Source organism: Natronohydrobacter thiooxidans, from assembly GCF_001884735.1.
Classification (GTDB): domain Bacteria; phylum Pseudomonadota; class Alphaproteobacteria; order Rhodobacterales; family Rhodobacteraceae; genus Roseinatronobacter; species Roseinatronobacter thiooxidans_A.
In genome coordinates this window covers 56,256-79,404 of the sequence record NZ_MJAP01000010.1, presented here as the reverse complement: position 1 = coordinate 79,404, position 23,149 = coordinate 56,256, and the positions used below count along the sequence as shown (strand labels likewise).

The following is a 23,149-nucleotide window of genomic DNA, read 5'->3' as shown; positions in this document are numbered from 1 at the left end:
TCATGGCTCAGCCCGCAGGCGTGATCCGCTGGACTGAGTCGTAGAATTCCAGTTCCGGCGGCCCAAGGTAGATCTCCGCATGCGATTTCACGCCCTTGTGCGACCCGCGGAAATTCTGCGATCTGGCCCATCCCTCGAAGGCCGCCTTGTCGCGCCAGATCGTATGCGACAGATAGACCGTCGCTTCTTGCGTGCTGGCGCCACGAAACAGGTGGAACTCGATGAAACCCTCCAGCTCGGGCAACTTACTTTCGCGCGAGGTCCAGATCTCCTCAAAGGCCGATTCCTGACCGGGGCGCACGCGAAAACGATTGATTGTCAGATACATGGGCTATGTCCTTCACTCTGGCCCACAGCCTAGCGTCATGGCCTCCAAGTGCAAGCCAGTGCTTTTCACCCGGCGCGCGCTTCTCTATGCTGCGCCGCAACGATAAGGGCACAGCGCGATGAAACTCTTTGCAGGTCTGGGCAATCCGGGCGCGAAATATGCGGGCAACCGCCACAATATCGGCTTCATGGCCCTTGATGCGATTCAGCGCGCCCATGGCTTCACCCCATGGCGGGCGAAATTTCAGGCCGAGATAAGCGAGGGTATGCTGGGCGGCGAGAAGGTGATCCTGCTCAAGCCCCTGACCTATATGAACCTGTCCGGCCAGTCGGTCAGCGCCGCCATGCGCTTTTACAAGCTGTCCTCCGCTGATCTGGTGGTATTCCATGACGAGCTGGATCTCGCCCCCGGCAAGCTGCGGCTGAAACAGGGCGGCGGGCATGCGGGCCATAACGGGCTGCGCTCGATCCATGAGCATATCGGCCCGGATTATGCCCGTGTGCGGCTTGGGATCGGCCATCCCGGCCATAAGGACCGGGTTTCGCCCTATGTGCTGTCGGATTTCGCCAAAGCCGATCAGGGCTGGCTGGACGATCTGATGCGCGGTCTGGCCGACGGCGCCCCGGCGCTTGCCGCCGGGGACGGCGCGCGTTTCTCCAATCAGGTCGCGCAGCGCAAGACGCCGCCCGCCAAGCCCCCCAAACCCGCCGCGCCCCGCACGGCCCCGGCCACTGACGCGGCCCCCGAAGCCGAGGACACGCGCAGCCCATTGCAAAAGCTGATGGACCGGTTCCGGTGAATTTCCGCGCCCATGCCCGCGCGCAGGCCGAAACCTGCCTGTCGCTGGGATCGCCCTTCACCGCGCGCCTGCTCTCACTGGTCGCGGACCGCTTGCGCCCCGGAACCCCGGTCGCGGACAGATTGCTGAACTGGCCCGCAGAGCGGTTGCGGCCCGATGCCGTCGCGCTGCGGCTGGCAGGCGCGCTGCATCATCTGGTCCTGACCGGGCAGGCGCAGGTTCTGGCGCGGCTCTATGCCAACGGTGGCAATGTCGCTGATGCACAGTTCTGGCACGCACTGGATGCAGCGCTGCGGCTCAAGGCGGCCCCGATCCTCGACACACTGGCGCTGGCCCCGCAAACCAATGAGGTCGGGCGCGCGTCCGTCTATATCGCCGCCGCGCATTGGCTGAGTGCCGCCTATCGCCTGCCTCTGGTCATCTCGGAACTGGGCAGCGCGGCGGGGCTGAACCTGCTCTGGGATCAATATGCGCTGGAGATCGATGATCAGATATGGGGCCCGGCTGACGCGGCCATCCGCCTGACCCCCGACTGGACCGGCGCTCTGCCCCCGATGGCACCGCCGCTGATCCGCGCGCGCGCAGGGGTTGATCTGAACCCGCTCGACCCGGTGGCAGACCGCACGCGGCTTCTGTCCTATATCTGGGCCGATCAGCGCGCGCGCATGGCGCGCATGCAGGCTGCCCTCGACCTTGCGACCGAGAAACGCCCCGAGATCACGCGCGGCAACGCCATCGACTGGCTGGAGGGACGCCTCTCGCGCCCCGTCCCGCAGGCCGTGCATCTGGTCTGTCACACGGTTGCATGGCAATATTTCCCCGAGGCCGATCAGGCGCGCGGGCGGGCCATGCTCGCGCGCGCGGGCGGGCGGGTGCGGATGGACGAGCCGCTTGCACATCTGTCGATGGAAGCCGATGATGCAGGCCCCGGTGCTGCGCTGGTGGTGCATCTGTGGCCCGGCAATGACCGGATCGTGCTGGGGCGCGCGGATTTCCACGGGCGCTGGATCGACTGGCAGGCCCCTGAACTGTGACAGGCTGGTTCTGGGGCCGCGCCGGATTACCTGCTTTCGGGCAATGAAGGAGCGAATGGATGACAGTCAGACCAGCACCTTCGGTCAATGTTCTGGGCGGCAGCCTGCAGCCCTGTTCAACCGATCCGATGACGGGTTTTTTCCGCAACGGGCAGTGCGACACCTGCGCGCAGGATCAGGGCAGCCATACGGTCTGCGCCGTCATGACCGCCGAATTTCTGGCCTATTCCAAATATCTGGGCAATGATCTCAGCACGCCGCATCCCGAATTCCGCTTTCCGGGGCTGAAAGCCGGTGATCACTGGTGCCTCTGCGCCGCGCGTTTCCTGCAAGCCCATCACGAAGGCGTCGCGCCTGAGGTCAGGCTGTCTGCGACCCATCAGCGCGCGCTGGATATCGTGCCGCTGGACCTGCTCAAACTCTATGCCTGCGACAAGGGCTAATCAACATCCTCGCGCGGCGCCGGGCTGCGCCCGTTGCGCAGATCATCGGCCAGCAGATCGTCGATAAAGACACTCATCAACTGCCCCCGCCCGCTGACACCCGCCTTGCGATAGATGGCATTGGTCTGCGCCTTGACCGTGCCTTCCGAAGTTCTGCGAAAAGCCGCAACCTCGGCGGTCGAGAACCCCTTGAGCACGAAAAACGCCACATCACGCTCGGCGGGCGTCAGCCCCCATTGGGCAAAATGGCTTTCCAGCACTTCCATGAAAGCGCTGGAGGCCCGGCGCAACTGCGCCTCGGCCCGGACCAGCCGCGCCTGCGACTGCGCCAGCAGCACCCCTGACATGAGAAGCCCGATCAGCAGCGCGACCGCCGCGCCGATCTCCATGAATTCGCGGATCTGCCAGTCAATCGGCTGGCGCTCGATCCCCATGACCGACATTGCAATATCGCTGATGAAGAACAGCCCCCCCACGGCCTGCACAAGCACCATAAGCAATATCAATAGCTTGAGCTTCACGAGACTCCCCTTTCGTGCGGCTCTGAAAATCGTCTGAAACGGGAAATCTGCATTATCAGCCTCCCGCGCCCGGTGAAACTGTGTCTTCAATGACCCTGCCGCCGCGCGGCATGTCGGTGCTGTCGGCCCGCGGGGCCTCGGCGGGGCTAAATTCAACGGCATAATCCCGCAATATCTGTCCGGTCGAGAGATCCAGCACCACCTCGCGCCAGATCAGTCCTTTCGAGGCCACGAAACGCACCCGCCCAAGCAGCGTGCGCGTGTTTGAGGCGATCGTATAGCCCTGCGCTTCAAGCGCGGCACTGACCATTTCCGGTGTAATACGCGTTTCCGTGGCCGCAGCCGGGCTGGCCGCGAAGACTAGCAGCACAAGCAGCAGTCGCATCCAGCGCTGCAAGAGGGTCAGCCGAAAACGCATTGTGCTGTCATATCTAGCACAGAAAGCATGAACCGCACCCCGTGACACATGCACGGGATGCGGCCAACTCCTGGCACTCGTTACTTCTGTACAACTGCATGGGGCGCGGGGTCACGGGAGCAGACCTGCTCCATAAACCATTCCGCGCGGATCTCGCCGAGTCACGCAAAATACGTACATTCAAAACTCTCGTCCGAGTCCCTCCTGCCAGCACGCTGACAAGCCCCAAAGTCACCACTTACACAACACCGGCGCGATGCTTGAAGAACCGCGCCGATCTGCTCGGGTGATACGCAGAGCCGCCGGCATAATCTATCGGGAAAGGGTTTATATTCCGGCAATAAACCAAAGTTTATGCCTTCATTTCAACGCCCAGATGCTTTGCGACCGTAAAGATGTCCTTGTCACCGCGTCCGCACATATTCATCACCAGCAGATGATCCGCAGGCAGGCTCGGGGCGATCTTCAGCACATGCGCCAGCGCGTGGCTCGGCTCCAGTGCGGGGATGATTCCCTCCAGCGCGCAGCAAGTCTGGAACGCGGCCAGCGCCTCGTCATCGGTGATCGAGACATATTCGGCACGCCCCATATCCTTCAGCCAGGCATGTTCGGGCCCGATACCGGGATAATCCAGCCCGGCTGAGATCGAATGCCCCTCAAGGATCTGGCCATCCGCGTCCTGCAAGAGATAAGTGCGGTTGCCATGCAGCACGCCCGGACGCCCGCCGGTCAGGCTGGCGCAATGCTCCATCCGGTCATCGACACCGCGGCCCCCGGCCTCGACCCCGATGATGGCCACATCCTTGTCGTCAAGGAAGGGATGAAACAGCCCCATCGCATTCGAGCCGCCACCAATCGCAGCAATGACCGTATCGGGCAGACGCCCCTCGCGCGCCATGATCTGCTCCTTGACCTCCTTGCCGATGATCGACTGGAAATCGCGCACCATCGCCGGATAGGGGTGCGGTCCGGCCACCGTGCCGATGCAGTAGAATGTGTCGCGCACATTCGTCACCCAGTCGCGCAGCGCATCATTCATCGCATCCTTCAGCGTGCCCCGCCCGGATCTGACCGGCACCACCTCGGCCCCCAGCAGTTTCATGCGGAACACATTGGGCGCCTGCCGCTCGACATCATGCGCGCCCATATAGACCACGCATTTCAGCCCGAAACGCGCGCAGACCGTGGCTGTCGCCACACCGTGCTGCCCGGCCCCGGTCTCGGCGATGATGCGGGACTTGCCCATGCGCATCGCCAGCAGGATCTGGCCCAGCACATTGTTGATCTTATGCGCGCCGGTATGGTTCAGCTCGTCGCGCTTGAGATAGATCTTCGCGCCCCCGCAATGCTCGGTCAGCCGCTCGGCAAAATAGAGCGGCGAGGGACGACCCACATAATGCGTCCACAGATCATCCATCTGCGCCCAGAAACTGTCATCTGTCTTGGCATGCTCGTATTCGGCTTCCAGATCCAGGATCAGCGGCATCAGCGTTTCCGACACGAAGCGCCCGCCATAAATGCCGAAACGGCCATTCTCATCGGGGACGGTCAGGAAAGAGTTGATCAGATCATCTGGCATGGCGCGCGCCCCTCGTGTTTGCGTATCGGCCTTTCCTAGCGCCCGCGCCCCTGCGCGGCAAGCGAAAGGCTGGCGGCTGTGCCCCCGAACCCCCATGAATTTTGCCGGACCGCGCGCCCCGGATCAGCGTTCCAGGATCAGCCGGTCCCCTTCGATCGAGATCCGGGCGAAGCGGCGCAGATAGGTCATGCCCAGAAGCGAGATATGCAACTCGCCTTCATTGACCGAGGCCACCACATCCCGGTCGCGGATATTCAGATCGCCGGTGGCCAGCACCACCTCGTCCAGCGTCACGCGGGCCGTGCGCACCACGCCATTCGCCGTCATCGCCTGCCCCAGAAAATTCAGCCCCGCCGGATCAATGCCCGCGCGTTCCGCATCCTGACGCGACAGCACCAGATCGCTCGCCCCGGTATCGACAAGGAAATTGATCGGCGTGCCATTCACCCCCAGCGTCAGGTGAAAATGCCCGTTGCGGTCGGCGCGCAGCGCCACACCGCCCTCGCTGACCACCGTGATACGGTTTTGCTGGCTCAGATCCTGCCACAGCCCATAGCCCGCCGCGACGCCCACGAAGATCAGCCCCCATAACAGCAGATGGCGCAGGCTCTGCCCGATCCCCTGCGTGCGCGAGATCAGGAAATAGCTGATCAGCACCGTTCCCCAGATGCCCAGATAGACAAGCCGCGCGATCTGGTCGCTGTCGATCTCCATAGCGCTCTCCTGAAATCATGCCCTGTCTATCTGTGCCCGCGCGGGGGCAAAGTCATCTGCCCTCACGCAGCCGTGACATCGTAATCATAAATCCAGCCAAACTGGCGCAGGGCCGCATCGGGCACGATCCGGCCTGAGGCCCGCAGCACCAGATGCGCGAGCGGGGCCAGCGGCGCGCGCAGATGGTAGTTGCGCGCATTGCGATTGGCGGCCTCGACCACGCGCAGCACGCGGCCCCGGCGCGCGTCCTGCCAGTCGGCCAGTCCCGCCGCGAGTCCGGGGGCCGCATCCAGCATCCGCGCCAGCGACCAGGCATCCTCCAGCGCCATATTCGCGCCCTGCGCCATGAAAGGCAGCGTCGGATGCGCCGCATCGCCCAGGATCGCCGCCTGTCCACGATGCCAGCGCTCTGCCACCGGATGGCGGAACAACCCCCAGAGCCAGAGTGTTTCCACCTGCGCCAGCCAGCCCGGCACCGGGCCGCCAAACCCCGCGAAGGCCGCGCATAGCTCGGATTTGCTTCCGGGATGGCTCCAGCCCTCGGCGGCCCAGTCGCGGCGTTCCTCGACCGCCACAATATTGCGCAACCTTCCGCCGCGCAAAGGATAGCTGACCAGATGCCGCCCCGGCCCCATGAAGACCTGCGCCTCGGGGGGCTCCTCCGGGCTGCAGGGGATCAGCGCGCGCCAGGCCACCTGCCCGGTGAAGAAAGGCGCCTTTGCGCCATTCGGGTTCAGCACCGGGCGGATCACCGAATGCAGCCCATCCGCGCCCAGCACCAGATCGGCGCTGATCTGCGCACCATCTTCCAGCGTGACCGAGGGGCGCGGGCCCTCCGTCGCCACAGCGGTCACGCGCGCCACCATCCGCGTCTCCACCCCGTCCAGCGCGCCGCGCAAGACCTCGATCAGATCGGCACGGTGAATCAGATGAAACCCCGCGCCGTCTTGCGGCATCTCAAGCCGCAGCACCTGCGCGCCACTTGCCCCTTTGCGCAGGACAACAGCGCGGCTGCGCGTGCCCAGCCGCTCCAGCGCGCCCCCCTGCCCCAGCGCCGCGATCACCCGCGCGCCATTGGGGCTGATCTGCAGCCCGGCCCCATGCTCCAGAAACCCCGCCGCCTGTTCCAGCAGCGTGACGCGCGCGCCCCGCTGCGCCAGCGCGCCCGCCGCCGCAATGCCCGCGACACCGCCGCCCACGACCAGCACGTCCAGACCCTTCACACTCATCAGTGCCCCCAAACGAAAAACACCGGGCGCTGATCCGCGCCCGGTGTTGAAACAAGTCTCATTCCGCCCCGGCGCTCAGTCGTCGCGATGCACGCGCTCATTGCGCTCATGCGCTTCCTGCGCCTGCAGCGTCATCGTGGCAATCGGGCGGGCATCCAGACGCTTGAGCGAGATGCGCTCTCCCGTCGCCTCGCAATAGCCGAATTCGCCATTCTCGATCCGGCGCAGCGCGGCGTCGATCTTGGAAATCAGCTTGCGCTGACGGTCGCGGGTACGCAGTTCCAGCGCGCGGTCGGTCTCTTCCGAGGCGCGATCCGCCACATCGGGAATATTGCGGCTGGAATTGGCCAGTTCCGCAAGCGTCTCCTGCGAGCCTTTGAGAATATCTTCTTTCCAGATGATCAGCTTGCGGCGGAAATACTCAAGCTGGCGTTCATTCATAAAGGGTTCATCCTCTGCCGGCTGGTAGTCTTCCGGCAGGAAAATTTCTGGTTTCATGCCCCGCTCCTCGGTTTCATCCGAAACATAAGTGTTGAGGTTCTTCATCCTGGACTCACCTACATCCCGTCCCTGCCGCGTCGGATACCGGATGCGCCCGGAATTGTCACGCGCTTTCGGCCCGTCATTTGATCAACTGTTGTGTCACCCGTGCAAGCTGACTTGTCGCGCGCCTGTGCTCGGGCTAAGTTGCCGGAAAAGGGAAGTTTGCAACGTCAGATAGTGCAAGCCAGAGGCGAGAGCAGAGCAGGATGCGTTTCACGTCAACCGACAGCTATATTGCCAGTACCGACCTGCAGATCGCAGTGAATGCGGCGGTGACATTGGAGCGCCCGCTCCTGGTCAAGGGCGAGCCCGGAACCGGCAAGACGGAACTCGCGCGGCAGGTGGCGGCCTCGCTCGGCCTGCCGATCATTGAATGGTCGATCAAATCCACCACCCGCGCGCAGCAGGGGCTTTACGAATATGACGCGGTGTCGCGGCTGCGCGACAGCCAATTGGGCGATGCGCGCGTCAATGACGTGAAGAATTACATCCGCAAGGGCAAGCTCTGGCAGGCGTTTGAGGCCGAGGGGCGCGTGGTGCTTCTGATCGACGAGATCGACAAGGCCGATATCGAGTTCCCGAATGATCTGCTGCAGGAACTCGACCAGATGCAGTTCTTCGTCTATGAGACGGGTGAGACGATCAAGGCCCGCCAGCGCCCCATCGTGATCATCACCTCAAACAATGAAAAAGACCTGCCCGACGCCTTTCTGCGACGCTGCTTCTTCCATTACATCCGCTTCCCCGAGATCGAGACCTTGCGCGCCATCGTCGATGTGCATTTTCCGGACATCAAGCCCGCGCTTCTGACCACGGCACTGACGCAATTCTACGAGATCCGCGAAACACCGGGGCTGAAGAAGAAACCCTCCACCTCGGAAGTGCTGGACTGGCTGAAACTGCTGCTGGCCGAGGATCTGGCACCCGAGGATCTGAGGCGCGACGGCACCACTGCCCTGCCGAAACTGCATGGCGCGCTTCTCAAGAACGAACAGGACGTGCATTTGTTCGAGCGGCTGGCCTTCATGGCCCGCAGACAGGGGCGCTGACATGACTGTGACGATTTCCCCGCTCACGCCCGAGGACAAGCCGCAATGGGCGCAGCTCTGGTATGCCTATCTCGATTTCTACCAGACCACGCTGCCGCTCGATGTCTATAGCGCGACCTTCGACGCGCTTCTGTCGGACGCCCCCTACAGCCCCTCCGGCCTGCTGGCGCGGCTCGATGGGCGGCCCGTCGGGCTGGTGCATTACCTGTTTCACGCCCATTGCTGGAAACCGGCGGGGGTGTGCTATCTGCAGGATCTCTATGTCAGCGAGCAGGCCCGCGCGCAGGGCGTGGGCCGCGCGTTGATCAAGGCGGTCTATGCTGCCGCGGATGCGCGCGGCGTGCCCGATGTCTACTGGATGACGCAGGATTTCAACGCCACCGCCCGCAAGCTCTATGACCAGATCGGGCGCGAAACCCCCTTCATCAAATATGTGCGCCCGGCATGAGGCGCATGGGCCCCTTTCTGCTGGCCCTCACGCTTGCGGCCTGTGGCGCACCGCAGCAGGATCCCGGCAGTTCCGCCCCGCCGCTGGATGTGCAGACACGCGCGATCAGTTCGGCAGCGCTTTTCGGCACGCCCCGCCCCTTTGCGCCCGAGCGCAGCAATGCCCAGATCGCGCAGGATATTCTGGAACTGGGCTTCCGCTTGGAATCGGGGCGCGCGATCCCCTATTTCTCGCGCTTTGAAGGCCCTGTCGCGCTGCGGCTGGCCGGGGCCGTGCCGCCCCTCGCCGCGACCGAGACCGAGCGTCTGATCGCACGGCTGCGCAGCGAGGCGCGGCTCGATATCCGCCAGACCGAGGGCGCGGCGCAGATCACCGTCGAATTCGTGCCCCGCCCGCAGATGCGCCGCATAGTGCCCGATGCGGCCTGTTTCGTGGTCCCGAATGTCGCCAGCTGGGAAGAGTTCCGCGCCAATCCGCGCGGCGCGCATCTGGACTGGACGCGCATCGTGCAGCGCGAGAAAGTCCTCGTCGTCACCCCTGCCGACAGCACCGTGCAGGAAATGCGCGACTGCCTGCATGAGGAAGTCGCGCAGGCGCTGGGGCCGCTGAATGACCTCTACCGGATCGGCGAAACCGTCTGGAATGACGATAATTTCCAGACCTCGCTGACCGGCTTCGACATGCTGGTGCTGCGCGTCTGGAACCACCCGGACCTGCGCCCCGGCATGACCCGCGAAGAGGTCGGCGCACGCCTGCCCGCCCTCCTTGCGCGGCTCAACCCGCAGGGCGCGCGGCGCGGCACCCTGCCGCTGGACCCGATCCCGACGCCCGCAGCCTGGACCATGGCCATCGAAGGCGCGCTTGCCAGCCCGACACGCCGACGCAGCTTCGCCCATGCCCAAAACGCCTTGCGCATCGCGCTCCTGCAGGGCTGGCAGGACGAACGCCTTGCTTTCAGCCTGTTTCTCGCCGCGCGCTTCGCGCCGCCCCGCGACGGCGAACAGGCACTGGACGCGCTGATCGCGGCGGCAGGCATCTATGCCAGCCGCCCCGGCGGGCAGGTGCCGCGCGCGCATGTCGAATTGCATCTGGCCGCGCAGGCGCTTGGCGCCGGGCAATACCCGCTGGTGCTGCGGCTGAGCGATTCGGCCATGGGCCCTGCGCGGCGCTCGGAAAACGGGGCGCTCCTGTCCTCGTTGATGCTGTTGCGCGCGCAGGCATTGGAACGTATGGGACGGCAGGCCGAGGCAGAACGGCTGCGGCGCGAGGCCGTGCCCTTTGCCGTCTATGGGTTCGGATCGGTGGAAGCGGCCACAAACCGGCGCGAGGAAATCGCGGCGCTGATCCGGCAGTAAACGAGGAATATGCAGATGATCGTGATTGTTGGAGCCATCATTGGGGCGCTGATTGGCCTGCAAAACGCGCGCAAGGCGCAAGGCGACCTGAAAGACCGCGCGCAATATGCCGCTGTGGGCGCGATCATCGGCGCACTCGTGGGGCTTTTCGCGACGATCGGGCTGGAGAAACTGCTCTGAGGGTGTAATGTTCCTGCCATTCTTCCAAAGCCTGCGCGAACATGCGGTGCCCGTCTCGCTGCGCGAATATCTGAGCTTTCTGGAAGCGGTGCAGGCCGGGCTTGTCACCTATGACATTGACGGCTTCTATTACCTCGCCCGCACCGCGATGGTGAAGGATGAGCGCCATCTCGACCGTTTCGACCGCGCCTTTGCCGCCAGTTTCTCAGGGATCGAGGCGATCAGCCTCGATCAGGTGCTGGACGCCGTGGACCTGCCCCGCGACTGGCTGGAGAAACTGGCCGAAAAGCACCTGACGCCCGAAGAACGCGCCGAGATCGAAGCGCTGGGCGGGTTCGACAAGCTGATGGAGACGCTGCGCAAGCGGCTTGAGGAACAGAAGGGCCGCCATCAGGGCGGCAATAAATGGATCGGGACGGCAGGCACCTCGCCTTTCGGCGCCTATGGCTACAATCCCGAAGGCGTGCGCATCGGGCAGGACGGATCGCGCCACAGGCGGGCGGTCAAGGTCTGGGACAAGCGCGAATTCCGCAACCTTGATGACACGGTGGAACTGGGCACGCGAAATATCAAGGTCGCCCTCAAACGCCTGCGCAAATGGGCGCGCGACGGGGCCGAACAGGAGCTTGATCTCGATGGCACGATCCGCTCGACCGCCGAACAGGGCTGGCTGGATGTGCGCACGCGGCCCGAACGGCGCAACGCGGTCAAGGTCTTGCTGCTCCTCGATATCGGCGGATCAATGGATGACCATGTGCGCGCCGTCGAGGAACTCTTCAGCGCCGCCAAGGCCGAGTTCAAGCATTTCGAGCATTATTACTTTCACAACTGCCTCTATGAATTCGTCTGGCGCGACAATGCCCGGCGCTGGACCGAACGCATGCCGACATGGGACGTGCTGCGCCATTATGGCAGCGACTGGAAATGCATTTTTGTCGGCGACGCCGCCATGTCGCCCTATGAAGTGCTCTATCCCGGCGGCGCCAATGAGCACTGGAACGAGGAATCCGGCGAGACATGGTTGCGCCGCGCCTGCTCGCAATGGCCCGACCATCTCTGGATCAACCCCACCCCCGAAAGCCACTGGCGCCACACCCAGTCCATCCAGATGATCAGCCAGATTCTCGACGGGCGCATGGTGCCGATGACGCTGGAAGGAATATCGCGCGGAATCAAGGCGCTGGGGCGTTAAGCGCATAAGATTCGCCCCCTAAGCCATAGCAATAAAAGCGGATTTATGCCGACCCTGTTTGCACCACTGCGCCATGGCCCTTAGGTCTTGTGCCAAGCGCAGGGCCCCTGGCCCGCTGCGTGAGTGCAAACAGGAGATGACTATGACACTCAACCGCCTGCTGACCACCACCGCCCTCATGGCCGCGCTCGCCGTGAGCCCCTTCCTCGCCGGGCAGGCTCAGGCTCAGGTAGGGGCCGAAGTCCAGACCGAGGCCGAGGTTCAGGCCCAGATCGGGGCCGAGACCGAGGCCCAGAGCGAGGCCGAGCTTCAGGCCCAGACCGATGCCCAGACCGGAGTCCAACCCGGTACCCAGATCGACGGGGCTGCAATCGCGGCGGATGACAGCAAGATCGATGCCTTCATCGAAGCAGCGCTGGCCGTAGCCGAAACCCGTCAGGGCTATGTGGCACAGCTAGAGGCCACGACTGACGAGGCCGAGCAAATGGCCATCGTGCAGGCCGCAGATGCCGCGATCCTTGAAGTGGTCGAGGCCGCAGAGGGCATTACCGTGGAAGAGTATATCGCCATCGGTGAAGCCGCCACCACCGACGCGGAACTGGCCGCGCGGATCGACGCGCGCTTTGCTGAAGCCCACGCCGACGGCTGACCCTCCCTCATCAGCCAAGGCAAAAGCCGGGGCAGCCTGCGCTGCCCCGGCTTTATTCTGTACCGCCCAGACGGTTACTCGATGGTGACGCGCTCCATGCGATCGGGCTCGCCCACAACCGCGCCATTGCCGCCTGTGCCACGCTTGATCGCGTCCAGCACCTCATAGCCATCGGTCAACTGTCCGACCACGGTATATTGCCCGTCCAGATGCGGCGCAGGTGCGAACATGATGAAGAACTGGCTGTTGGCGCTGTCGGGGCTCTGCGACCGGGCCATGCCGACCACCCCGCGCTCGAAGGATTGCGCCGAAAACTCGGCAGGCAGGTTCGGCAGATCCGATCCGCCCGTCCCCCACATGCGCGGATTGCCCCCCGCACGGCCATTGGCGACATCCCCGGTCTGCGCCATGAACCCGTCGATCACGCGGTGAAACACCACCCCGTCATAATCGCCGCGTTCCGCCAGCGTCACGATCCGCTCGACATGCTGCGGTGCCAGATCGTCGCGCAGCGCGATGCGCATCGCGCCATTGGCCTCGCCCGCGACCTCGATCACCATGACCGGACCGCTGTGATTGGCGGGCACCTCGGTATCGGCATTGGCCCCGGCAATATTCAGCCAGCTTGCGCCAAGGATCGCGACCCCCAGCGCAAACAGCCCGCCGAAGATCACACGATCACGCATCGGCGGCCACCTTGACGCTCAGCATCTTGTCGGGGTTCGCAGGCGGCTCGCCACGGGTGATCGCATCCACATGCTCCATGCCGGAAATCACCCGGCCATAGACCGTATACTGGCGGTTCAGGAAGTGATTGTCCTTGAAATTGATGAAGAACTGGCTGTTCGCGCTGTCGGGGTTCTGCGAGCGTGCCGCGCCCAGCGTGCCGCGATCATGCGGAACACCGGAAAACTCGGCCTTCAGGTTCGGCAGGTCCGAGCCACCGGTGCCTGCGCGGCCCGGATTGTAATTCACTTCCGTGTTGCCATTGGCAACATCGCCGGTCTGGGCCATGAAACCCTCGATCACGCGGTGAAACACCACATTGTCATAAGCCCCGGCGCGCGCCAGCTCCTTCATCCGCGCTGCATGGCCGGGGGCCACATCGGGCAGCAATTCGATGACGACAGTGCCGGATTTCAGCTCCATCAGGATGGTGTTCTCGGGGTCTTTGATCTCGGCCATAAGGCGCTCCTTCCAACTGAATTCCGCGTCACCCTACTTGAGCCGGACCGGCAGGAAAACCCCATTCGCGGGCTTCGACCATTGACCCTGCCCCCGCTTTCACGCCAGATAGCGCTAAAGTGACCAAAGGGGTATGCAGATGACCTTCAAGACGCTCGACGACATGGCGTTCAACGGCAAGACGGCACTTGTCCGGGTGGATATCAATGTGCCCGTCGAGAAGGGGCAGGTCACCGATGCCACCCGAATCGAACGCATCCTGCCCACGATCACGCATATCACCCAGGCGGGCGGCAAGGTCGCGCTGCTGGCACATTTCGGCCGTCCCAAGGGCCAGCCGGTGCCCGAGATGTCGCTGGGCCAGCTTGTCCCCGCGCTGGAAGCAGCACTTGGCCAGCCTGTCGCTTTCGCCGAGAACTGCATCGGCGGACCTGCGAAAAAGGCCGTGGCGGCAATGACTGCGGGCGATGTCGTTCTGCTGGAAAACACCCGCTTCCACGAGGGTGAAGAGAAGAACGACAAGCTGTTCTCGGCCTCTCTGGCCGCTCTGGGCGATATCTATGTCAATGACGCCTTCTCCGCCGCGCATCGGGCACATTCCTCGACCGAAGGGCTGGCGCATCTGCTGCCCTGCTGCGCCGGGCGGCTGATGGAAGCGGAACTCAAGGCGCTTCAGGCCGCCCTCGGCACGCCCGAGCGCCCGGTGGCCGCTGTGGTGGGCGGAGCAAAAGTCTCGACCAAGCTCGACCTCTTGTCGAACCTGATCACCAAGGTGGATCACCTGATCATCGGCGGCGGCATGGCCAATACCTTTCTGGTGGCGCAGGGCGTTGAGATCGGCACATCGCTGGCCGAGCGCGACATGGCCGAGACCGCGCGCGAGATCATGGCCAAGGCCGCAGAGGGCGGCTGCAGCCTGCATCTGCCGGTCGATATCGTCGTGGCGCGTGAATTTGCCGCCGGGGCCGCCAGCGAAACCCTGCCGGTTGACGCCTGCCCTGCGGACGCCATGATCCTCGATGCCGGCCCGCAAACCGTGGCCGCGATCACCGAGATTTTCGGCCAGTGCAAGACGCTGGTCTGGAACGGCCCCTTGGGCGCGTTCGAGATCGCCCCTTTCGACACCGCAACTGTCGCCGCAGCACAGGCAGCCGCACGCCTGACGCAAGAGGGCGCGCTTGTCTCGGTCGCAGGCGGGGGCGATACGGTCGCGGCCCTGAACAAGGCCGGGGTGGGCGATCAGTTCAGCTATATCTCGACTGCGGGCGGCGCCTTTCTGGAATGGATGGAAGGCAAGACCCTGCCCGGCGTCGCCGCGCTGGAACAGGAGTAAGCGCGCATGGGAATGCTGGTCTGGATCGGTGCCATGGTCTCGCTGCTCGGGGTGATCGGGCTTGCCTGGTGCGTCATCTATGTGATGCGCCTGCGCCGGGCGGAACTCGAAGATGCCGAGATGCGCGCGCGGATGCAAAAGGCCGTTCTGGTCAATTTCGCAGCGCTTGCCATCTCCACGCTGGGGCTGATGATGGTGATCATGGGTATCGTGCTGCGCTAGCTGCGAAAACCGCCGCGCAGGGATTCACAAAGCCCGCAGGTTATGCGATAGTCCTGTCAAGAAACAGCCGCAAACGGCAGCAGTGACAGGCATTTTCCATGAAGCGTTCGCGTCCGTCGATCGGCCCGCTCTTTTATTTCGGCACCGCCATGGTGCTGGGGCTCTATTTCGTCTTCGCCGCGGTTCAGGGCGATTTCGGATTGTTCAACCGCGTCCAGATCGAAGCCGAAATCACGACGCTCAAGGCGCAGCGCGACCGCAGACAGGTGGAACTCGCACGGCTGGAAAACCGCACGCGCAGGCTTTCCGATGACTTTCTCGATCTGGATCTGCTCGACGAACGCGCCCGCGACGTGCTGGGCATGGCCCGCCCGGATGAGATCGTGCTCCGCTGAAGACCCGCGAAGGGCCTGAGCGAGCGCTGCCCGCACCCTGCGGCGGGACAGCGCCGCGCGCATGGGCCGATATACCCCGAGACTGATGAATTCGGCGCCATGACTGCGCAAGGCGATAGCGTTTGCGCGAACATCCTCCGATTAGCCGCATGGGTCTTTGACAAAGCCCTGTGCCCCTCGCTAGGATTTGATATGTCCCTCACCTATGGGTTGTGTTGACCCTGTCATAATTCTGATGCAGTTGCGCGAGATCAAGGTTCCGTCTTGAACCATGTAGCAGACTGGCGCTCAACGACGGTGCTGCGTGACAAACGCAACTGGCGCGGATTGATGCGCCAGAGAAAACTGGGAGGAAGAAGCATGTTTGACCCCGTGACACTCTGGATGCAGAGCAGCCTTGTCTGGATCCGATTGTTGAAGCAGCAACAGGACTTCTACCTGCAGTTTCTGGGCAATATGGCAGAAACCATCCCGCATGAGGATTCGGCAGCCCTCGGACGCGAAGCGGAAGCCATGAAGCAAGTGCTGAAACCCGTCGAGAAACGCAGCGCGCGCAAGCCCGTCGCACGGCCTGTCGCGCGCGTAAGCGAACTGGCATCGGCCTGACCACCGCCCCTGCCGGGTGACCCGCCCGGAAGCATGGCTTTGGTCGCCGGAACTGCTGGCATGCCCCGCCTGGAGCGATCTCGGGAGCGCTGACCTGCCGCCGTGCCGTGCCAGCCAGTTCCGTCCCGCCGCCCAGTTCCACGGCTTTCGCCCCAACCCGCATCTGGACGCTTGAACTTGCTCCGGCATGACGCTAGCAGGGGCGGGCCGGATGGGTGGCCGAGTGGTTTAAGGCTCTGGTCTTGAAAACCAGCGTAGGTGAAAGCCTACCGTGGGTTCGAATCCCACCCCATCCGCCACTTGCCCTTGCGAAAGCGTTCTCCCGATCTGGCTGCGGCCGGATTTTTTCGTGGTTTTCGAGGGTTATGAGGGTGGGGCTGAGCACTGGCCCCCCGCGCCAAGCGGCTCGGAAGCGGTCTCTCTCGGTCGATATTCTCCGGACCTCATGACTGCGCCGATTTGGTGAATAGCCTTTAAGTGGCTGTTTTTAAGATGCTTTCCCCCGGCGGCGGTATGAAGTCCGATCCCAGTTCCATCGGCCAAAAGATGCCACAAAACATTCTCCAACATTCACTCAGCTGGAAGAAAGTCCCAGAAGTAGGGATCCTGATCGGTCAATTCCTGAAAACTCAGTGGCGGAAGTCCTGAAAGATCGACTGCGAAGCGAACGTCCGATACTCTCGGTTGAATTGGGTCTCGCACCGCTGGGATCGTCCGAAGGTCGAAAAACTGTAGAGAGCTTTCGGCGAGACGGTTGTCGAATGTCACACGCAATGACGTCGTGAGTTCCGCACCGAGTGTGGAGGCCACGATATCATGCAGCTTTAGAACCAACTCTGGATCTCCAGCGAGGCGTGCTTCAATAGACCCAACAAGATCGTCGATGGACACCCCGCGAGGAACGCGCTCAACCATGAGTGACGCGACGACCGCATGAGTGTTCCTCGGAGGGTTGCACTGGTCGTACGCAAAGATGTGCTTGCGGGCCCGGCCCGCGCTAGTCTTCACATCGATGCGGATATCTCCTACAGAAAAGTCGAAACGCGACATCTCATCCACTCGCCATGCAGAAACGGTCCGCATTGGCGAACGGCTTCGTGAAATTACAAACAGTTCGCCGAATAGGCCAGTGAGCGAACGTACTGGCGGCTTTTTGATGCTCTGAAAGATAGAGGCTATCCGGCGAACCGCTGCCGCCAAGTTGGCTCGCGAAGGTTCAGAGCCCAAATGCCGCATAATGACGCTGCAAACAGATAGAAAATACCGAATGGTCTCAGTTTCAGGCGACCGGCACCTTATGACCGTGAACAGTCCTAACCTTGTAGTACTGTCGGCATTTGAAACCTGGCATTCGAGTTCGAACTGCGCATCGAGACTTTCCAGCCGGATCGGCGGAGGCTTGCGCCCCGGTTCATCTTGCGTCTCCACAAGCAAACAAGCTTGGCCGATGACATCCCTTCCGACGAAGTAGCCATCATGACCGGGTGCACACCTGACTGCAAAGATCGGGGTTTCCGAATTCTCGCTGTGAGGGACCGTCACCCCCTCAAACATCGTGAACAGCGTCCCGCCTGTCATAGGACCTGCGCGGGCTGGTCCTGATTGATCCAGCCAACAGCCAGGCGGGCAGGAACCCAAACAGCCAACACTGGAACGTCGCGCTGCACAACCGCCCCGCCTCGCGTCAGATCAAGCGTGTGAATCTGTACTGACACCTCACCATCTCCTCTAATGGCACGGTCGCCCGGATATACCTCCCCACGCCGCTCAATCGGGTGCACCGGTGCCTGGCCTTGGAACAGGTTGGTAACTTCACCTCCACCATCGACACCACGCTCGCGCCCGGTGCCTGGACTCATTCTGTAGACTGTACAGCGTTCATCCGGATCATTTTCTAATGCACGACTAAGCTGCAAAAGAAGGCCGGTGATCTGCTGAGAGTCCCTCGAGCTGGTAATCCGCATTGGGATCAGCAACTGCTCCATAACGCCGCGAAGCGACAGGTTGGTTGAGACTTCATGGCGCTGTGTGTCCGTCCGGTCCGGATGACCGGCATCCGGTAGAAACTGAGTCGCTGCGAGAAATTCCGCGACCGTCTGGCGGTTAGCCTGAATGACAGAGTCGCTCGCGAGAACTACGCGTGGTGCAACCCAGTCGTCAGAAAACCGCCCGCGGATATAGTCGAACTCAAGTACGTTTTGGCGGCAGGGCCGAAGAGCCCTATCTAGCAGAAATGCGCGCTTCCATTCATTGAGCGAGCGCCCTTGGTCCCGAATCCCTTCGAGCTGACGCCGCATATCCTCTTCGTGCTGAACGTATCGCTCGAAGGCGCGGTGCGTACCCTGTTCTAGATAAACACGACAAAATCCAAGATAGCTACGCTTGTAGCCAAAAAAGCGTGCCCGCTGCTGAACCGTGTCAGCATTGCCGACCCCAATCCCGCGCGGCATGTAGGTGACTGTAAGACCTTCGACCGTAAAGCCACGATCCATCGCTTGTCCGCCGACAAGGATCCAACCATAGGCGCTACCCCAGTCGACGTCCGGTGTACGTCCGCCCCTCGCGTTAACTTCCAGGAGTCTCGTGCGCCGAAAGGCAAAACGGAACGTTGCGGCCAATTCAGCAAATGGCGGAAGATCGCCTTCAACAGTTTGCGCCAAATCCTCATAAGCTAGACGCAGTTCCTCGATGAGTTCCTGCTTGTCAGGATCGGCGTCCTGTAAGCCAAGAACGCGCTTCCACTCATCGAAGATATCCCGGACCCAGTTGTAGTATTCCTGATGCTGTGCCGTTCGGTGCGACGGATGCACAAGCATCGAACGGTTCCCGCGATTTCCGCCCTGCATAAGACCAACCGCGACCCCAACCATGAAGATCCGGAGCGCTTCAAGCAGCGACTCGGGCGGCTCCGGCAGCGGATTGGCATTGGTCGGCACATCGGCAGGAGGGATCGTGCGTACGAGGCTTTGATTGTTCCCAAAGAAATCACGTCCTCCCACATAAGCTTCGCCCGGCGTAAGCACTTCGACAAAATTCGGAGAGAGCGAGTCTACTATACTGATCAGAAGGGGGGCCTGGGGCGTTGCAGTGTATTGCAGATAACTGTGCAGTGGCAGGACGCCGCGAAGCTCCATAAGCCGTTGGTATGTGGTACTTTCCTCTCCCTGCGCAACTTCCATGTTTAGACTGGCCTGGTCGGCTTCATCGTCGATGATAAGCACTGGCACACCATTCATACCAACGGCATCCAGTAGTTCCGTCAGGTTGCCAAGCCGTCGATGATGCTTCAGCACGGTGACCAAAATTGTTAGCTTGTAGTCGTTCGGCGTACCTTGGTCTCGCCAATCCTCAAAAACGTCGCGCAAGGTTTGAATAGTCGAATCGTCGCGTTCAGGATTCTGGAAATGTATCCAACTACGTGCGCGATCGGGGTCGTCGAGCCGCAGATCGCGGCGAACCCGCCCCGTCGATTGCTCAAGTAGTGGATTCGAAGTTCCGGCCACAATAATGACCATTTGGAACCCGTTGTCCCGCGCGAGGGTCGCAGCCGCTTCGAACGACATCGTCTTGCCGCTCTGAACATAGCCAACGACCAGGCCCGTCTCGACGCCGACACCACCTACCGGAGACGGCCCGTGTGCGAGAATCGAGACAGCAGCATCCCGCACATTGTCGCGACTGGCCTCCGGTACGACGTGATCAAGAAATTCATGTGTCTCCGGACCAACAACGGGCTGCCAGCGACCACCCCGTGCATCATCTCCAACTGGCTCGACAATCATTGGCGTATCTTCACTCATGGATCACCTTTTGCTTAAGCATCGGAGAACGCTTGTCTAATGAGGTCATTTACATTGCGCCGAATCGTGCCCGCATGGCGGACCCCTGAGTCTCGGGCTAGCACCTCGGCCAGCGCAAGCGCTGCTGCCACTCGCAATAGAGCCTCCACGTCCTCACTGTCAGACTGAGCAAAGCGCACCATGAATGGATGCACCATCGAGACCCTGATATCGAGGCTCCGTGGCTGCTCGGTCGAAGCGGCTGCGTCGCTCAGAACAAGCCACTGACTCTCAGATGGGTCTTCTGTCAGCTCGATATTGATGCGCCAATCCTTATCGCGGAAGCGGATCTCAAGTTGCTTGCGTGCTAGCGTACCGGCGTGAGGTGCTTCCTCGTCCGGTGTGTCGACCGGTGGGGCATCTGAAATCGATGGCAGGGCCGTGGGCAGCCGTTCTTGGATCGCACGCGCAGTGTTGTCGACCGCTAGCGTTGCAGAGTTGGACAGTTGTGTGCGAGCGATGCGCACACGATAACCCTCAGCTTGCTTTAGCAAAGGCAATTCTTCACTGTCTAGGTGGTCACGAAGCAATTCGAGGAAGGGTTGCTCATTGTCATCCCACCGGAAGCCGTCTTTGGTGTGGCTAACTTCAAATCCGTCGAGATGAAGCTCGCCAAAAAGGCGCTGGTAACGATAGCTGTTTGAACTTCCGAAGATGTAAGCTGGTCGGTACCCCTCGTCCCCACTGCCTTGGATCACACGTCCACGCCGGAACAACGAGAAGCCAGCCTTGGCGGTATTCGCAGTCTCGCGCAAAGCTGCGAAGCCATGAACAGACAGGCCATCCCCGAAATCGAATTGAATCTCCTTGCGCCAGAGCTTTGCTGGGCCATCCGTGTCGCGAAAGTACGGTGCTTCCAGGATTGGGGTCTGCTGGGGAGCAAGCACATCGCCGTTGAAGCGGAGTTCCAGAACTCCGTCTCGAATAAACACACGGTAGATGTCAGTCAGGTGCTCCTTGAGTTTTCCTACAGTGCGTCCAACCGGAATGTGGAAAATATTCTCTAAGATTATCTCGGTGTAGTGATGGTCGACCGCCTCCGGTTCTTCCTCAATCTCGAGTTCTTCGATTTCATCGTTAACAATATTTTCAATCTCGAAACGCACTGTGCGTGCCAGTGGCTCTCCGAAGGCTGACGTACGCACCTGCCATTTTGGTGCAAACCAGCAGGCAGCACTTTTCATGCCCATTCCAAATTCCGCCAGGCCAGTCCGATCAGCCGGAATCGCTGCAGCGCGAAAGGCGCGTCCGAACTCAGAAATCGCGATGCCCGCTGCGTTGTCGCGAATAGAGATACGTGCGGGAGATGTCGTATCGACGTCTATGTTGACCACGAGCTTGCAGCCTTCGCCCTGATGCTGCCGCAGAGTGTCACGATGACGCGAAAAACTCTCGACGGCATTATCAACGAACTCAGCAAGCGCATACCATGGCTTGTAGTTCAGGTGGCGCAGTACTGCGAGGACGCTAACCCCAGGACGAATATCGACTGTGTTCACCGACAATTGGCGGCCCCTCTTTCAAAGTTCAAACACTTAGGCCGCCGGTATGAGCTCCTGAGCAGTTTGCCCGTCCCCAACATTCCGCGCTAGAGGAGGAGTCTGCTGTTCGCTGCTGAACTCTGGCCTAGGCAATAAAGCAGCAGCGACGGCTGCGATGACTTCGACATTCACGGCGTTGCCAAGCGCCTTGTGCGCCGCAGTCTGATTCTCTGGGAGATGCTTCAACTGTCCCATGCTCTGGAGGCGTGCGCATTCACGCATTGTCATGTACCGGCGTTCCCAAGGAATGACCGGTACCTGACTTGTTGTGAGGGCGACGAGCGACGGTGCAGCGGTCGGACGCTTTGCCCTAATCCCGGATGCTCGAAACTGAATGACTGCTTGCCAAAGATCGCGTGGGCCGCCCTTCCAGTTCCACTCAAGCTTTTGGAAGCTCGGAGCGAAATCCGTTATACTTGGAAGCCATGGATCAATTACGGCCTTGTGCCGGATATAGAATTCACGGTTCTGCCGAATGAAATTCTTTTTCCAATCGGGAAAGCTGGTGACCTCATCTACTGCGTACGCAGGAAGAGTCTTTTTTACCTCTTCGCCGTTCATGCCCTTGAGAGACCGCCCCAGTGCACCATTGAAGGCTGTAATGTTATCGAAGCCGATCGCGTGCGGGGTCTGATCATGATAGGGATAAGTTGCTCCGAACTCCATCGCCCATATTGGGAAGGAAGGCAGGTGGGCGTCTTTCGGCAGCGCATCAATGAGCGCCTGCCAAGTCTCAAGGTACTCAATAAATCGAGGACCTAATGGCCGTGCTTCCTTCGGATTCTCGTCAAGGACGCTCCGGATTGTGACTTGATCGAGTTGGTGAGTTGGCTCAGGCCAAGAAAAGTGGTCTAAGCCCGCCCTCGCCCCAACGATTATTGCGCGCTCTCGCACCTGCGGCACGCCAAACATGAAGGGTGAGAGCTTTTGCTTGTCGACCGTGTACCCCAATTCCTCAAGTCGTGCCTTGATTTTTTCCCATGTCTTACCTCCATCGTGCCGCAATAGGTTAGGCACGTTCTCGATAAGCAAGTAGGCAGGCTTGTGAGTGTCGAGAATCTCTAGGACATAGTTGAACAAGTCGCCCCATTGCGGACAATCAAAACCTAGTTGATCGCCTGCCTTCGAAAACGGCTGACACGGGAACCCAGCGCATAGAATGTCGTGGGGCGGCACATCCCCAATCGCTTCGCGGATGTCGCCATGAGGACGAATGCCGAAGTTCTTCTCGTAAAGGTCGGCGAGCCCACTATTGAGCTCAGAGGCAAACACGCATGTGTGGCCGAGCCCCTCAAGAGCTTGATGGAACCCACCCAAGCCTGCAAACAAATCTGCGAATTTCAGATTTCCCATGTCCTATTTGTCCAGGGGAAGAGTGAGTTGGCGCGCAGCGTGCTTTTCAAGCAGATCTTTGACGGCAACATTCACTACGTATTGCAGTGAAAGTGGCGGGCGGTGACCCTCGGCCAGTGCGCGCAAAGCATCGTAGTCATCCACCTCGAGCGAGATCGAAAAGCGTCTCTTTTTAACGGTCCTGCTCATTTCGC

27 protein-coding genes and 1 tRNA gene are annotated in these 23,149 nt (G+C 61.5%); 14 read left to right on the top strand and 14 right to left on the bottom strand.

From position 1 onward, the window contains the following. Positions 1-7: 7 nt before the first annotated feature. Complete coding sequence (gene hmuQ, locus BG457_RS07140) at positions 8-328, bottom strand: heme-degrading protein HmuQ (protein WP_071796337.1); 321 nt, start codon at positions 326-328, stop codon at positions 8-10. 118 nt (positions 329-446) lie between these two features. On the opposite strand from hmuQ, the gene pth reads away from it, so the two are divergent. Genes pth through BG457_RS07125 form a run of 3 tightly spaced genes read left to right on the top strand, consistent with a single transcriptional unit; the run spans position 447 to position 2,604 of the window. Beyond that, a complete protein-coding gene (gene pth, locus BG457_RS07135) occupies positions 447-1,127 on the top strand; it encodes an aminoacyl-tRNA hydrolase (protein WP_071796336.1) in 681 nt (226 codons plus the stop codon). After that, the gene (locus BG457_RS07130) at positions 1,124-2,161 is read left to right on the top strand and encodes a DUF2332 domain-containing protein (RefSeq protein WP_084657523.1); all 1,038 of its coding nucleotides are present in this window, start codon (positions 1,124-1,126) and stop codon (positions 2,159-2,161) included. Before pth ends, BG457_RS07130 begins: the two co-directional genes overlap by 4 nt. 59 nt (positions 2,162-2,220) lie before the next feature. Next, positions 2,221-2,604: a DUF2237 family protein gene (locus BG457_RS07125; protein WP_071796334.1), complete on the top strand. Its 384-nt coding sequence runs from the start codon at positions 2,221-2,223 to the stop codon at positions 2,602-2,604. Here the strand turns inward: BG457_RS07125 and BG457_RS07120 are convergent. The 6 genes from BG457_RS07120 to dksA all read right to left on the bottom strand — a co-directional run bounded on the left by BG457_RS07120 (position 2,601) and on the right by dksA (position 7,563). Beyond that, positions 2,601-3,125, bottom strand: coding sequence for a helix-turn-helix transcriptional regulator (locus BG457_RS07120; protein ID WP_071796333.1), 525 nt, complete (start codon positions 3,123-3,125; stop codon positions 2,601-2,603). The two genes, BG457_RS07125 and BG457_RS07120, sit on opposite strands and share 4 nt — an antisense overlap. A 55-nt stretch (positions 3,126-3,180) precedes the next feature. After that, the gene (locus BG457_RS07115) at positions 3,181-3,543 is read right to left on the bottom strand and encodes a hypothetical protein (protein WP_071796332.1); all 363 of its coding nucleotides are present in this window, start codon (positions 3,541-3,543) and stop codon (positions 3,181-3,183) included. 352 nt (positions 3,544-3,895) lie between these two features. Then, complete coding sequence (trpB, locus tag BG457_RS07110) at positions 3,896-5,122, bottom strand: tryptophan synthase subunit beta (protein ID WP_071796331.1); 1,227 nt, start codon at positions 5,120-5,122, stop codon at positions 3,896-3,898. Positions 5,123-5,245: 123 nt separating this feature from the next. Then, positions 5,246-5,836, bottom strand: a complete 591-nt coding sequence (locus tag BG457_RS07105; protein ID WP_071796330.1) for a retropepsin-like aspartic protease family protein — start codon at positions 5,834-5,836, stop codon at positions 5,246-5,248. A 62-nt stretch (positions 5,837-5,898) separates the two neighbouring features. After that, positions 5,899-7,065, bottom strand: coding sequence for an FAD-dependent monooxygenase (locus BG457_RS07100; RefSeq protein ID WP_071796329.1), 1,167 nt, complete (start codon positions 7,063-7,065; stop codon positions 5,899-5,901). Positions 7,066-7,140: 75 nt separating this feature from the next. After that, positions 7,141-7,563: an RNA polymerase-binding protein DksA gene (dksA, locus tag BG457_RS07095; RefSeq protein ID WP_071796403.1), complete on the bottom strand. Its 423-nt coding sequence runs from the start codon at positions 7,561-7,563 to the stop codon at positions 7,141-7,143. Between the two features lie 251 nt (positions 7,564-7,814). On the opposite strand from dksA, the gene BG457_RS07090 reads away from it, so the two are divergent. From BG457_RS07090 to BG457_RS07070, 6 genes are all read left to right on the top strand, one after another. Continuing rightward, positions 7,815-8,657, top strand: a complete 843-nt coding sequence (locus tag BG457_RS07090; protein ID WP_071796328.1) for an AAA family ATPase — start codon at positions 7,815-7,817, stop codon at positions 8,655-8,657. Position 8,658: 1 nt separating this feature from the next. Continuing rightward, positions 8,659-9,105: a GNAT family N-acetyltransferase gene (locus BG457_RS07085; protein WP_071796327.1), complete on the top strand. Its 447-nt coding sequence runs from the start codon at positions 8,659-8,661 to the stop codon at positions 9,103-9,105. A 5-nt stretch (positions 9,106-9,110) separates the two neighbouring features. Beyond that, positions 9,111-10,460: a DUF2927 domain-containing protein gene (locus BG457_RS07080; protein WP_175546757.1), complete on the top strand. Its 1,350-nt coding sequence runs from the start codon at positions 9,111-9,113 to the stop codon at positions 10,458-10,460. A 15-nt stretch (positions 10,461-10,475) separates the two neighbouring features. After that, positions 10,476-10,640: a glycine zipper domain-containing protein gene (locus BG457_RS20190; protein ID WP_175546756.1), complete on the top strand. Its 165-nt coding sequence runs from the start codon at positions 10,476-10,478 to the stop codon at positions 10,638-10,640. A 7-nt stretch (positions 10,641-10,647) separates the two neighbouring features. After that, on the top strand, positions 10,648-11,832 hold the full coding sequence (locus BG457_RS07075; RefSeq protein WP_071796325.1) for a vWA domain-containing protein: 1,185 nt from the start codon (positions 10,648-10,650) through the stop codon (positions 11,830-11,832). A gap of 142 nt (positions 11,833-11,974) precedes the next feature. After that, on the top strand, positions 11,975-12,481 hold the full coding sequence (locus BG457_RS07070; protein ID WP_139257600.1) for a DUF4168 domain-containing protein: 507 nt from the start codon (positions 11,975-11,977) through the stop codon (positions 12,479-12,481). Between the two features lie 74 nt (positions 12,482-12,555). Here the strand turns inward: BG457_RS07070 and BG457_RS07065 are convergent, their stop codons facing one another. Then, on the bottom strand, positions 12,556-13,167 hold the full coding sequence (locus BG457_RS07065; RefSeq protein ID WP_084657522.1) for a peptidylprolyl isomerase: 612 nt from the start codon (positions 13,165-13,167) through the stop codon (positions 12,556-12,558). Then, on the bottom strand, positions 13,160-13,666 hold the full coding sequence (locus tag BG457_RS07060; RefSeq protein WP_071796323.1) for a peptidylprolyl isomerase: 507 nt from the start codon (positions 13,664-13,666) through the stop codon (positions 13,160-13,162). Before BG457_RS07060 ends, BG457_RS07065 begins: the two co-directional genes overlap by 8 nt. A 139-nt stretch (positions 13,667-13,805) precedes the next feature. Between BG457_RS07060 and BG457_RS07055 the strand changes: the two genes are divergently transcribed. From BG457_RS07055 to BG457_RS07035, 5 genes are all read left to right on the top strand, one after another. Then, entirely contained in the window at positions 13,806-14,999 is a 1,194-nt protein-coding gene (locus BG457_RS07055; protein WP_071796401.1) for a phosphoglycerate kinase, read from the top strand. Positions 15,000-15,005: 6 nt separating this feature from the next. Beyond that, on the top strand, positions 15,006-15,221 hold the full coding sequence (locus tag BG457_RS07050) for a hypothetical protein (protein ID WP_071796322.1): 216 nt from the start codon (positions 15,006-15,008) through the stop codon (positions 15,219-15,221). 98 nt (positions 15,222-15,319) lie between these two features. Next, positions 15,320-15,616: an FtsB family cell division protein gene (locus BG457_RS07045; RefSeq protein WP_071796321.1), complete on the top strand. Its 297-nt coding sequence runs from the start codon at positions 15,320-15,322 to the stop codon at positions 15,614-15,616. Positions 15,617-15,976: 360 nt separating this feature from the next. After that, entirely contained in the window at positions 15,977-16,222 is a 246-nt protein-coding gene (locus BG457_RS07040) for a hypothetical protein (protein ID WP_071796320.1), read from the top strand. Between the two features lie 209 nt (positions 16,223-16,431). After that, positions 16,432-16,521, top strand: a tRNA-Ser gene (locus tag BG457_RS07035). 271 nt (positions 16,522-16,792) lie between these two features. Here BG457_RS07035 and BG457_RS07030 read toward each other — a convergent pair. From BG457_RS07030 to BG457_RS19920, 5 genes are read right to left on the bottom strand one after another with little or no spacing between them, the layout of a single operon-like run. Next, positions 16,793-17,800: a PD-(D/E)XK motif protein gene (locus tag BG457_RS07030; protein ID WP_071796319.1), complete on the bottom strand. Its 1,008-nt coding sequence runs from the start codon at positions 17,798-17,800 to the stop codon at positions 16,793-16,795. Then, the gene (locus tag BG457_RS07025; protein ID WP_071796318.1) at positions 17,797-20,022 is read right to left on the bottom strand and encodes a Z1 domain-containing protein; all 2,226 of its coding nucleotides are present in this window, start codon (positions 20,020-20,022) and stop codon (positions 17,797-17,799) included. Before BG457_RS07025 ends, BG457_RS07030 begins: the two co-directional genes overlap by 4 nt. A gap of 14 nt (positions 20,023-20,036) precedes the next feature. Further along, positions 20,037-21,560 carry an ATP-binding protein gene (locus BG457_RS07020; protein ID WP_245770950.1) on the bottom strand — a complete coding sequence of 508 codons (1,524 nt, stop codon included), beginning with the start codon at positions 21,558-21,560 and terminating at the stop codon, positions 20,037-20,039. A 36-nt stretch (positions 21,561-21,596) separates the two neighbouring features. Further along, positions 21,597-22,955, bottom strand: a complete 1,359-nt coding sequence (locus BG457_RS07015) for a DNA cytosine methyltransferase (RefSeq protein WP_071796316.1) — start codon at positions 22,953-22,955, stop codon at positions 21,597-21,599. 3 nt (positions 22,956-22,958) lie between these two features. Further along, positions 22,959-23,144, bottom strand: coding sequence for a hypothetical protein (locus BG457_RS19920; RefSeq protein ID WP_139257599.1), 186 nt, complete (start codon positions 23,142-23,144; stop codon positions 22,959-22,961). Positions 23,145-23,149 lie beyond the last annotated feature (5 nt).

Coding starts and splice junctions, on each gene's coding strand:
- hmuQ (WP_071796337.1), bottom strand. CDS start 328: ATGTATCTGACAATCAATCGTTTTCGCGTGCGCCCCGGTCAGGAATCG.
- pth (WP_071796336.1), top strand. CDS start 447: ATGAAACTCTTTGCAGGTCTGGGCAATCCGGGCGCGAAATATGCGGGC.
- BG457_RS07125 (WP_071796334.1), top strand. CDS start 2,221: ATGACAGTCAGACCAGCACCTTCGGTCAATGTTCTGGGCGGCAGCCTG.
- BG457_RS07115 (WP_071796332.1), bottom strand. CDS start 3,543: ATGCGTTTTCGGCTGACCCTCTTGCAGCGCTGGATGCGACTGCTGCTT.
- trpB (WP_071796331.1), bottom strand. CDS start 5,122: ATGCCAGATGATCTGATCAACTCTTTCCTGACCGTCCCCGATGAGAAT.
- BG457_RS07105 (WP_071796330.1), bottom strand. CDS start 5,836: ATGGAGATCGACAGCGACCAGATCGCGCGGCTTGTCTATCTGGGCATC.
- BG457_RS07100 (WP_071796329.1), bottom strand. CDS start 7,065: ATGAGTGTGAAGGGTCTGGACGTGCTGGTCGTGGGCGGCGGTGTCGCG.
- dksA (WP_071796403.1), bottom strand. CDS start 7,563: ATGAAACCAGAAATTTTCCTGCCGGAAGACTACCAGCCGGCAGAGGAT.
- BG457_RS07090 (WP_071796328.1), top strand. CDS start 7,815: ATGCGTTTCACGTCAACCGACAGCTATATTGCCAGTACCGACCTGCAG.
- BG457_RS07085 (WP_071796327.1), top strand. CDS start 8,659: ATGACTGTGACGATTTCCCCGCTCACGCCCGAGGACAAGCCGCAATGG.
- BG457_RS07080 (WP_175546757.1), top strand. CDS start 9,111: ATGGGCCCCTTTCTGCTGGCCCTCACGCTTGCGGCCTGTGGCGCACCG.
- BG457_RS20190 (WP_175546756.1), top strand. CDS start 10,476: ATGATCGTGATTGTTGGAGCCATCATTGGGGCGCTGATTGGCCTGCAA.
- BG457_RS07075 (WP_071796325.1), top strand. CDS start 10,648: ATGTTCCTGCCATTCTTCCAAAGCCTGCGCGAACATGCGGTGCCCGTC.
- BG457_RS07070 (WP_139257600.1), top strand. CDS start 11,975: ATGACACTCAACCGCCTGCTGACCACCACCGCCCTCATGGCCGCGCTC.
- BG457_RS07065 (WP_084657522.1), bottom strand. CDS start 13,167: ATGCGTGATCGTGTGATCTTCGGCGGGCTGTTTGCGCTGGGGGTCGCG.
- BG457_RS07060 (WP_071796323.1), bottom strand. CDS start 13,666: ATGGCCGAGATCAAAGACCCCGAGAACACCATCCTGATGGAGCTGAAA.
- BG457_RS07055 (WP_071796401.1), top strand. CDS start 13,806: ATGACCTTCAAGACGCTCGACGACATGGCGTTCAACGGCAAGACGGCA.
- BG457_RS07050 (WP_071796322.1), top strand. CDS start 15,006: ATGGGAATGCTGGTCTGGATCGGTGCCATGGTCTCGCTGCTCGGGGTG.
- BG457_RS07045 (WP_071796321.1), top strand. CDS start 15,320: ATGAAGCGTTCGCGTCCGTCGATCGGCCCGCTCTTTTATTTCGGCACC.
- BG457_RS07040 (WP_071796320.1), top strand. CDS start 15,977: ATGTTTGACCCCGTGACACTCTGGATGCAGAGCAGCCTTGTCTGGATC.
- BG457_RS07030 (WP_071796319.1), bottom strand. CDS start 17,800: ATGACAGGCGGGACGCTGTTCACGATGTTTGAGGGGGTGACGGTCCCT.
- BG457_RS07025 (WP_071796318.1), bottom strand. CDS start 20,022: ATGAGTGAAGATACGCCAATGATTGTCGAGCCAGTTGGAGATGATGCA.
- BG457_RS07015 (WP_071796316.1), bottom strand. CDS start 22,955: ATGGGAAATCTGAAATTCGCAGATTTGTTTGCAGGCTTGGGTGGGTTC.
- BG457_RS19920 (WP_139257599.1), bottom strand. CDS start 23,144: ATGAGCAGGACCGTTAAAAAGAGACGCTTTTCGATCTCGCTCGAGGTG.